The sequence below is a fragment of the Microcystis sp. M165S2 genome (genome assembly GCF_020245885.1).
Taxonomy (GTDB): domain Bacteria; phylum Cyanobacteriota; class Cyanobacteriia; order Cyanobacteriales; family Microcystaceae; genus Microcystis.
The window spans coordinates 1-10,057 of the sequence record NZ_JADBTZ010000428.1 but is presented as its reverse complement, the minus strand read 5'-3'; the positions used below and the strand labels follow the sequence as shown (position 1 = coordinate 10,057).

The 10,057-nt window shown below is 42.2% G+C and carries 9 protein-coding genes and 2 pseudogenes; 9 read left to right on the top strand and 2 right to left on the bottom strand.

Annotated features, from left to right (window positions below; genetic code table 11):
• Positions 1 to 137: 137 nt before the first annotated feature.
• Both feoB and IM479_RS21185 read left to right on the top strand, forming a co-directional pair.
• Positions 138 to 2,123: pseudogene (feoB, locus tag IM479_RS21190) on the top strand (ferrous iron transport protein B); the annotation flags it as partial.
• 143 nt (positions 2,124 to 2,266) lie between these two features.
• A complete protein-coding gene (locus tag IM479_RS21185; protein ID WP_287687327.1) occupies positions 2,267 to 2,506 on the top strand; it encodes a FeoC-like transcriptional regulator in 240 nt (79 codons plus the stop codon).
• Positions 2,507 to 2,556: 50 nt separating this feature from the next.
• On the opposite strand, the gene IM479_RS21180 is transcribed toward IM479_RS21185, so the two are convergent.
• Positions 2,557 to 3,078 (bottom strand): hypothetical protein, encoded by a 522-nt coding sequence (locus IM479_RS21180; RefSeq protein ID WP_287687325.1) that lies wholly within the window; start codon positions 3,076 to 3,078, stop codon positions 2,557 to 2,559.
• Positions 3,079 to 3,136: 58 nt separating this feature from the next.
• On the opposite strand from IM479_RS21180, the gene rnc reads away from it, so the two are divergent.
• The gene (gene rnc, locus IM479_RS21175) at positions 3,137 to 3,817 is read left to right on the top strand and encodes a ribonuclease III (protein WP_287687324.1); all 681 of its coding nucleotides are present in this window, start codon (positions 3,137 to 3,139) and stop codon (positions 3,815 to 3,817) included.
• A 16-nt stretch (positions 3,818 to 3,833) separates the two neighbouring features.
• Here rnc and IM479_RS21170 read toward each other — a convergent pair whose 3' ends face one another.
• Entirely contained in the window at positions 3,834 to 4,613 is a 780-nt protein-coding gene (locus IM479_RS21170; protein WP_287077971.1) for a Crp/Fnr family transcriptional regulator, read from the bottom strand.
• 170 nt (positions 4,614 to 4,783) lie between these two features.
• Between IM479_RS21170 and IM479_RS21165 the strand changes: the two genes are divergently transcribed.
• From IM479_RS21165 to IM479_RS21140, 6 genes and pseudogenes are all read left to right on the top strand, one after another.
• On the top strand, positions 4,784 to 5,827 hold the full coding sequence (locus IM479_RS21165; protein ID WP_287687322.1) for a sulfate ABC transporter substrate-binding protein: 1,044 nt from the start codon (positions 4,784 to 4,786) through the stop codon (positions 5,825 to 5,827).
• 11 nt (positions 5,828 to 5,838) lie between these two features.
• On the top strand, positions 5,839 to 6,180 hold the full coding sequence (locus IM479_RS21160; protein ID WP_002768372.1) for an NIL domain-containing protein: 342 nt from the start codon (positions 5,839 to 5,841) through the stop codon (positions 6,178 to 6,180).
• Positions 6,181 to 6,199: 19 nt separating this feature from the next.
• Positions 6,200 to 7,042 carry a sulfate ABC transporter permease subunit CysT gene (gene cysT, locus IM479_RS21155; RefSeq protein WP_286826307.1) on the top strand — a complete coding sequence of 281 codons (843 nt, stop codon included), beginning with the start codon at positions 6,200 to 6,202 and terminating at the stop codon, positions 7,040 to 7,042.
• A 34-nt stretch (positions 7,043 to 7,076) separates the two neighbouring features.
• Positions 7,077 to 7,919: a sulfate ABC transporter permease subunit CysW gene (gene cysW, locus IM479_RS21150; protein ID WP_287687320.1), complete on the top strand. Its 843-nt coding sequence runs from the start codon at positions 7,077 to 7,079 to the stop codon at positions 7,917 to 7,919.
• A gap of 19 nt (positions 7,920 to 7,938) precedes the next feature.
• Positions 7,939 to 8,976, top strand: coding sequence for a sulfate/molybdate ABC transporter ATP-binding protein (locus tag IM479_RS21145; protein WP_287687319.1), 1,038 nt, complete (start codon positions 7,939 to 7,941; stop codon positions 8,974 to 8,976).
• Between the two features lie 456 nt (positions 8,977 to 9,432).
• A pseudogene (locus IM479_RS21140) lies at positions 9,433 to 9,918 on the top strand (AAA family ATPase); the annotation flags it as partial.
• Positions 9,919 to 10,057 lie beyond the last annotated feature (139 nt).

Sequence of the window (10,057 nt, the reverse complement as noted above, 5' to 3'; positions counted from 1 at the left end):
TCCCAAATGCGTTTAACCGCTATGGGATAGAGAGGTGCGTAGTTCACCCAAGGAGAATTAATCTCTCGAAGTAAAAGTGAAGGGAATTTCTGAAATGGAATTCAGTCTGTCTATATTTGACTATACTTTTACTAACTATTGTGGTTAATCCGCAACTCTTAAGCGTTCGCCTTTGGCGCGGCTTTGCCGTTCGCATGGATGCAATTGTCGTGCCGATTAGTGCGGTTAAAGGGGAGGGAATCGAGGAATTAAAGCAAAAAATTGGGGAATTAGTCAGTAATATTAGCCATACTGCCGCTTATGTCGCTTATCCTGCGGTAATTGAGGAAGCTCTGAACGAGATTGTTGCCTACATTAACGACCATAGCAGTAAAAGGATCGTTGAGCCAAGATGGACGGCTTTAAATCTACTGCAATACGAGGATCGCATCGCCCCAGAATTGCGTTCACAGGAACTATTAAGCATTATCGTCAAGCATAGACGACAAATACACCAAGTTTTGGGGGAAGACCTCGATATTTTAATTGCTGATACTCGTTATGGCTTTATTCAACAAGTTACCCAGGGAGCCACTCAACGGACTGGACAGATAAATGATACCATGTCCGATCGCCTTTGGCGCGGCTTTGCCGTTCGCATTGATCGGATTGTTCTCGATCGCTGGTTGGGAATTCCGATATTTTTGGGCGTAATGTACCTAATGTTCTTGTTTACCATCAATGTTAGTGCTGCCTTTATCGATTTCTTCGATTTAACTGCCCAGACTATCTTTGTCGATGGTTTTGCCCAAGTTTTACAAAAAATCCCTACCCCGGGTTGGCTAATTGCTCTGCTCGCTGATGGAGCGGGGGGAGGTGTGCAAACCGTCGCCACTTTTATCCCCGTAATTGGCTTTATGTTCCTCTTTTTGTCAATTTTAGAGGATTCTGGCTATATGGCCCGGGCAGCCTTCGTCATGGACCGATTGATGCGTTTGGTGGGATTGCCGGGTAAATCCTTTGTCCCCATGCTAGTGGGATTTGGTTGCAGTGTGCCGGCAATTATGGCCACCAGGACTTTAGAAAATTCTCGCGATCGTTTAATGACGATTATGATGAACCCGTTTATGTCCTGTGGGGCAAGATTACCTGTTTATGCGCTATTTGCGGCGGCTTTTTTCCCCATAGGTGGTCAAAACATCGTTTTTGGTCTTTATATCTTAGGAATTCTCGCCGCTATTTTGACGGGATTGGTGATGAAAAAAACCCTACTCAAGGGAGAAGTCAGTCACTTTATTATGGAATTGCCTCCCTATCATCTACCGCGTCTGAAAGGGGTTTTAATTCGTACTTGGGAACGTCTGCAAGCGTTTTTATGGAAAGCTGGACGAGTTATCGTTTTAATGGTAATGATTTTGGGACTACTCAACTCCGTCAGTTTTGATGGTTCTTTTGGTAATCAAGACAGCGAGCGATCGGTTTTAAGTGCTACCAGTAAAGCTGTAACTCCTATTTTCTCACCCATGGGACTAGAACCGGAAAATTGGCCGGCAACAGTGGGCATTTTTACGGGAGTTTTTGCCAAAGAAGCGATGGTCGGCACATTAAACTCGATTTACAGCCAACTAGCAGGGGAAGATAACCCGAATAAGGGGGCAGCACAGGTAAAATTCGACTTTTGGGGGCAAATTAACCGAGCTATTGCCACTATTCCCGCCAATTTAGCGGAATTACCCAATCAATTACTTGATCCCTTGGGTTTAAATATTGGTGATCTGCAAGATCAAAAAACGGCTGCGGAGAAGCAAGAGGTAGATTTAGGAATCTTTGGGGCAATGGCGAAAAGATTTGATGGTCAAGCGGGTGCTTTTGCCTATCTCTTGTTTGTTCTGCTCTATTTCCCCTGTGTTTCGGCCACATCGGCAGTATATCGCGAAACTAATGCCGGTTGGACTGCTTTTATTGCCCTCTGGACCACAGGAATGGCCTATATTGTTGCCACTTCCTTCTATCAAATCGCCACTTTTTCTCGACATCCGGGGTTTTCTCTCTTTTGGATAGTCTTGATGGGTTTAACCGTAGTCGGGGTTTTATTCACCTTAAAAAATCTCCGTCCCCGAAAAATCAACCGTCCGGCAATTTAATTTCAGTTATCAGTGGTCAGGTTTTGGGGTTTTAGGGTTTTGGGGGTTTAGGGTTTTAGTTAAAATTTCCCCACTTCCCCACTTCCCCACTTCCCCACTTCCCCACTTCCCCATTCCCCATTCCCCCAACTTTATTTGAAAAGATGATTTTAACCGATATACAGGCTTATCTTGCCAAAAATCAGAAAGCATCTCTATCTGACTTATCCAGACACTTTCGGATGTCAGCAGATGCCTTAAGTCCCATGCTCGATCGCTTGCTTAAAAAAGGGCGAATTCGCCTGATTTCCCTAGAAAAATGCGGAGGATGCAGCCGTTGTCCCCCGGAATCTATGGCTTTTTACGAATGGATTGAGGGCAATTCTACAGGGACAAGCAACTAAAAGTTTAATAATATAGAAGTTATCTCACCATTAAGATAACTGCTATATTATCAGTTGAAAAGATATTTAATAGAGCCGTAGATTAATAACATTGCCGTTAAAGTCATGGCCATAATTAGGGGGGCGATTTTGGCTAACCAGAAAGCCAGGAAGATTATCCCGATTCCGTCAGCGAGTAATATGGGTAAACGTGGCACTATGCCATGGTCAATAATTTTTTCCGTGCTTGGCTGCAGTTGAATTTTGGCTAAACAATGAAACCAAATTTGACTGACTAAAACTATTAGGGACCCCCATCCTATCCAGAGGGCAGCCACATAAAAGCCCGATAATTCTAAAACAATTGTACTAATTGTGACGATAAAAAAGCGATCGAGGCGAGGATCGCTGGTTTTTTGCTGAAATTGGGCAATTTCTGCCATATCTACCGCTGCCATGCGTGCCTGTTCCATACACATGACCAGGGTACCTAGGGCAAGAATAGCAGCGGATAGGTTTTCTGGTGAGAAGATTTGGGAGATTATGCCTAAACTAGCCGGAAAAAACAGTAAAAAAAGGATCGTTCGTCTCATCTATTCGGGGTGGGGTCGGATTAAGATCAGAAATGCTCTTGACTTGATCATTTCTGTAATGTCTTGTTTGCCTCCTTTTCAAAATGCTCTCCTTCTCACCCAAGCTTTAACCCATCGTTCCTATGTCAATGAACAGTCGGAATTGACGGAAAATAACGAGCGCCTAGAATTTTTGGGCGATGCGATTTTAGCTTTTTTGGTGGGCGAACTATTGTATCAAAAATATCCCGCCATGAACGAGGCAGAATTAACCCGTTTGCGGTCAAATTTGGTCAAAGAAGAACAATTAGCGCAATTGGGACTTGAAATCGGCCTAGGGGAGTTAATGCGTTTGGGTAAGGGGGCAATTAAAGATCGGGGGCGATCAAATCCTACCCTATTAGCAGACACTTTTGAAGCGATAATTGGGGCTTATTATCTAGATTCGGGGTTAAATGCGGTTAAAAACTATCTGCACCAACTTTTTATCCCTGTAGCCTCTCATTTAGTCTCTCAACAATCGGAATCGCCATCTTTTATCGATGCCAAAAATCTCTTTCAACAGTGGGCGCTGGCCAATTTCGCCTCTAATCCAGAATATGCGATCGTTGATGTTACAGGACCGCCCCACGCTAGGGAATTTACTGCCGAAGTGCGGGTTAATCATCTTCTCTACGGTACAGGTAAAGGTAAACGGAAACAGGATGCCACCAAAGCAGCTGCCGAAGATGCCTTAAAGCGCTGTCAATTGCCAGGGTAAATAGGGCCAACCCTACTTACTTTAGAGGCCACCAATTAACTTTATCTCTGGTGGCACTGTACACTTCTTTTAAACCCTCGGCATCCAGTACCCGAATTAAATCCCCCGTTGATTCTGAGGCAATTAATCCCACGGTTTGCAATCCTTTTAATACCTGTTCCACGGTGCGTTGATTGAGTTGACAAGCGCGAGCAATCACATCGACGGATAAATCAAAAGTATAGATATTTTCGGCACTCGGTTGACTGCCTAATTCTCTTTCTTGATAGATTAAAGCTCTGAGTAAAGTGGCTACAGCTTGGGGTGGATAGCTACTGCAATTAAGCAAATGATACTCGAATTTTTGCTGTAATTCAAATAAAAAACAGTACCGTTGACGAAAACTTTCGTTATCGTTGTAAATCTTTTCTAGTGCCGATAAGGGAATTTTCAGGACGTGGGTAGTTTTATAGGATTCCACCAAACAGGGAAAGGCGCGACTGGCTAAACCATAACTAAAGGGTAAACTCCTCATGCCAAAACAGCCGCCGGGGTAGGTAATGGCAATAATCCGGTCGAGGGGAGTGCTGCGGACGACGATTACACCCTCATCCAAAATCACATACAAAACATCTAGAAATTCATCGGGTAGAAAAGCCGTATAGACGGGACGATTGGAAAATAGCGTCTCTAACTTGAGATTGTCTGCATCGAGATACTGACTTAACCAAGTCTCCTCTAATCCGCGAAAGAGAAAACTCTGGTTAATCAGTTGTTGTAGGAGGGGTGTTTTTTTGGCTTTGACGCTCTTGCCCATAGTCTCAAACCTAGATGTAGCACTGATTCCATCTTCTCACAGTTTCCCTTGTTATCACCTTATTCCCAATTTGTTTTATAAATGTATTGAAATTTTCTTTCCTGTGCTGTAGGATTAAACCAGACCTGAAAACAGATACAACCTCAGAGTAAATCTTAGGAGCGCCCCCGATGCAGTCATCCCAGTCTTGTTTATCCCTACTCGTGGCAACTGTCCTGACGGGGGGAACGCTGGCATCTTGCACCCCATCCCCCACCAATAGCGGCAATGACAGCCAAAAACCCGTGACTGTGACACTTGTTTCCTATGCTGTCACCCAAAGTGCCTACGAAAAAATCATTCCCAAATTTGTCGAGGAATGGCAACAAAAAACGGGGCAAAAGGTAACTTTTGAACAGAGTTATGGTGGCTCCGGTTCCCAAACTCGCGCCGTTATCGATGGTTTAGAAGCGGATGTGGTAGCGTTGGCTTTAGCTTTGGATACCAAGAAAATTGAGCAAGCGGGATTAATTCAACCCGGTTGGGAAAAAGAAGCTCCGAATGACTCTATTGTTCATAAGTCTGTGGTGGCTTTTGTTCCCCGTGATGCCAATATTAAAATTAATAAATGGTCAGATTTAGCCAAGGATAATATTAAAGTTATTACCGCTAATCCCAAGACTTCTGGCGGAGCGCGCTGGAATTTTCTCGCTCTCTGGGGTTCGGTGACGCAAGCGGGAGGCAGTGAACAAGCGGCGCAAACTTTTGTCGAAAAAGTGTTTAAAAATGCGCCAGTTTTACCTAGAGATGCTCGCGAATCTAGTGATGTATTTTTTAAACAAGGCCAAGGAAATGTGCTAATTAATTACGAAAATGAGATGATTCTCGCTAACCAAAAAGGTGAGAAGTTAGCTTACACTGTTCCCACCGATTACAACATTTCTATTGATAATCCCGTGGCGGTTGTTGATGCCAATGTGGATAAAAAAGGTACGAGAAAAGTGGCCGAGGCTTTTGTGCAGTTTTTATTTACTCCCGCAGCCCAAAGAGAATTTGCTAAGGTGGGGTTTCGTCCCGTTGAACCGACGGTATTTAAAGAGTTTGAGAGTAAATTTCCTCAGATAAAAAATCTCTTTACCGTGCAGGATTTAGGCGGTTGGGATAAGGTACAAAAGCAATTCTTTGATGAAGGAGCCTTGTTCGATAAAATTCTGACTAAAGCTGGTAAATCCTAAGGAGAAAAACCATGGATAATCAACCTCAATGGCAAACTATTAATCATCCCCAAAGTGACTTACATCTCGATCAATCAGGACTCGATCGCCCCACGTCCCGAAGAATAAAAATTCGGATTCCTAAACAATATATTAACGAGCCAATTATAGCACGTTTAGGGTCTTTTCCTGGTCTAAAAGTGAATATATTTTCCGCTTTGTTAGCTGCAAATAATAATCAAGATGGCTGGTTCGATCTACAACTACAAGGCAACTCCCAAGGGATAGAAAATGCCCTTTCCTATCTGGCAGATTTAGATGTAGAAGTTTGGTATGATTCAGCACAAGTTCTTGAAGAAGCGGACAATTGGTAATCTCTAGCAATAATTAACAATGGCTAACCCACAATTATCTCTATCTCCGAGTCAACCCCACAAAAAAGTTTCTATTCCTTGGGTAATTACCATTAGTTATCTAGTGGTTTTGTTGGTTTTACCGGCAGCGGCACTATTTGCTAAATCCCTAACTCTTGGTTTTGCCGAATTTTGGCGCATTGCCACTTTACCGATTTCTTTATCCGCTTACCAAGTCACTTTTTTGACTTCCTTAATCGCCGGATTAATTGACGGAGTTTTTGGCACTATTATCGCTTGGGTATTGGTGCGTTATCGATTCCCGGGTAAAAAAATTGTCGATGCTTGTGTGGATTTGCCCTTTGCTTTACCCACTTCTGTTGCCGGTTTAGTCCTAGCCACAGTTTACAGTGATAACGGTTGGCTCGGTCAATTTTTTGCCCCCTTTGGCATTAAGATATCCTTTACCATTTTAGGGGTTTTTGTGGCGATGTTATTTATCGCTTTACCCTTCATTGTCCGCACCTTACAGCCGGTTTTACAGGAAATGGAAAAAGAGGTAGAAGAAGCGGCTTTATCCCTCGGTGCTTCCTCTTGGCAAATCTTTTGGCGAGTTATTTTTCCCACAATACTACCCGCTATTTTAACAGGAGTTGCCCTCGGTTTTGCCAGAGCGATCGGTGAATATGGTTCCGTAGTTATTATCTCCTCTAATATTCCCTTTAAGGATTTAATTGCCCCGGTTTTAATCTTCCAAAGACTAGAGGAATATGATTACACGGGGGCAACAGTAATCGGCATGGTTTTATTACTGGTTTCTTTGTTCATGTTAGTAGTAATTAATTTCCTGCAGCAATGGGGGCAAAAATACAGAGTTAAGTAACAATTATTATCATTTAATGAGAGACAGAGTAAAAATGCACAATCCAAAAGTATTAACTAAACCGGAAGAATGGGATTACAAACCCCTACTAATTATCATCGCCCTTGTTTATCTGGCACTATTATTATTTATTCCGGCGGCGGCAGTATTTTACTATGCTTTTCGCAATGGATTCCAAGCTTTTTTAGAAGCGGCGGGAACTTCTGACTTTATCGAGGCTGTGAGATTAACAGTAATTATTGCCCTAATTACTGTACCTTTAAACACAATTTTTGGACTTTGTGCAGCCTGGGTAATTGCTCGCAATCAATTTCGTGGCAAAACTTTATTAATTAGTTTAATTGACTTACCTTTTGCCGTTTCTCCCGTGGTAGCCGGTTTAATGATTGTACTGCTCTATGGGCGCAATGGTTGGTTAGGTTCTTTCCTAGAATTTTTCGATATAAAAATACTTTTTGCTTTACCCGGAATGGTATTAGCAACTATATTTGTTACTATGCCTTTTGTCGCTAGAGAAGTTATCCCAGTCTTAGAAGAAATTGGCTTAGAACAAGAGGAAGCGGGGCGCACTTTAGGGGCAAGTGATTGGCAGATTTTCTGGCGCATAACTTTACCCAATATTCGTTGGGGATTGATGTACGGAGTGCTGTTAACTAATGCCCGGGCGATGGGAGAATTTGGGGCGGTTTCTGTGGTTTCTGGCAGTATTTTAGGGAGAACTGCCACCCTGCCAATTTTCGTAGAACAGGCCTATAAAAATTATCTAACTCCTGCCGCTTTTAGTGCAGCGGCTATTCTAGCCTTACTAGCGGGAGTTACTTTAATTATCAAAGAAATTCTCGAACGTAAAACCGCCCACAAAATTCACACTACTTAACTACAAAAAACCTAAAAATATGAGTATTACCATCCAGCAAGTTTCTAAACGTTTCGGCAATTTTCAAGCTTTAGATAATATAAGTTTAACCATTCCTGAAGGCAAATTAGTTGCCCTCCTCGGACCATCGGGATCGGGAAAATCCACCTTATTACGTTCAATTGCCGGATTAGAAAGTCCCGACAGTGGCGCGATTATCATTAACGGACAAGATACCACCCATGTGGATCCTAGACGGAGAAATATCGGCTTTGTTTTTCAACATTATGCCCTATTTAAACATTTAACTGTCCGTCAAAATATTGCTTTTGGTCTAGAAATTCGCCAGCAAAAATCGCCATTAATTAAGAAAAGAGTTGAGGAATTATTAGAATTAATTCAATTACAAGGATTAGGCGATCGCTATCCCGCCCAATTATCGGGAGGACAACGGCAGCGAGTAGCTTTAGCCCGCGCTTTAGCCATTCAACCGAATGTATTATTATTAGATGAACCCTTTGGAGCTTTAGATGCAAAAGTTAGAAAAGAATTAAGGGTATGGCTGAGAAATTTACACGAAGAAGTTCACGTTACCAGTGTTTTTGTTACCCACGATCAAGAGGAAGCAATGGAAGTAGCCGATACGATTGTCGTGATGAATCATGGTAAAATTGAACAGGTGGGTTCTCCCGCCGAAATTTACGATCATCCGGCCACACCTTTTGTGATGCAATTTATTGGGGAAGTGAATATCTTACCTAATCTAGCGGGATTAGGAAATGGGCATCATCAGGGTCATAATTCCACCGTTTTTATCCGTCCCCACGACCTGGAAATTATGCCCGAACAAGATGGGTTGAATAGTTGGGCAGTGGTAAAAAGAGTTATTCATTTAGGCTGGGAAATACAAGTAGAATTAATGTTAGCCGATGGGGAAATGGTGGTGGCTTATCTCAATCGTGAGGAGTACAAGCAATTACAGTTACAACCAGAACAAACGGTACATTTAAAACCGAGAAAAGCCACTTTGTTGACGGATTTTGATCGGCAATCTCAAGCGTTAGATTACTCGATTTAACTTTCTTAACAGTAATCAGGCATAAATTCCCCGATTTCCCGACAATTTCTCAGTTGTTGTGCATTTAAACTCGGTATTTTGTATTTTAGTACAAATGCCTGAACTATTTCTCCCTGTTAGACTCGGCCCGACAATGCTCACCGAGACGAGTCGAGGTGCAGCCGAAGTCTAACGGCAAGCTTTCTCCTATGCAGTCTTAACCAGTAATTTAGATGCGCGAGCAGCTTAGATGATTGGGAAGAGAGAGGAGAAATGCTAATCCTATCAGCCCTGGAATTTGGTATTATAGGTAAAACTTGTCTTTTTCTGAGAACTAAAGAAATTACCGCTTTTTTCAAATTGATGAGGTATGAACTCTCCTGCCTAAACCTAGTTTTTTTTACTTCATTAAATTAGAATTGCCATAACTGCTAATCACAGGAAAGACAAGCTAAAAGCAAGAGAGAGAAACAATCAATGTCTGTAAATTCTATACCGCGAATCGAAAATCTGCGCGTGCAAAATTACCGAGCTTTACAGGACTTAGAATTAAAAAAAATTACTCCTCTAACCGTTTTTCTCGGTCCTAATGGGAGCGGAAAATCTACCATATTTGATGTCTTTGCCTTTCTCTCTGAATGTTTTACTGTTGGTTTAAGAAAAGCTTGGGACAGACGGGGAAGATTTAAAGAATTAAGAACCAGAGGACAAGAAGGTTACATCATTATCGAATTAAAATATAGAGAAACATTGGCATCACCTTTAATTACCTATCATTTAGCCATTAATGAAGCTAATAATCGCCCTTATGTTGCCGAAGAATGGTTACAGTGGAGACGAGGACCGCAGGGCAAACCTTTTCGCTTTTTAGACTTTAAAGAAGGGGAAGGAATAGTGATTAGTGGAGAAAATCCCCAAGAAGAAGATGAACGAATTTCTGAACGATTAGACTCTGCGGAATTTGGCTCTTCGGTAATTGTTATGCAAATAATTAACTGAAAATAAAATTCGATGAGAGTGCCTACGCCTAAAAGTAGCTGAAATCTATACAGGGAGACACTTAAGGCACAAATAGGTTAATACCAAAAGATAGACAATTGAG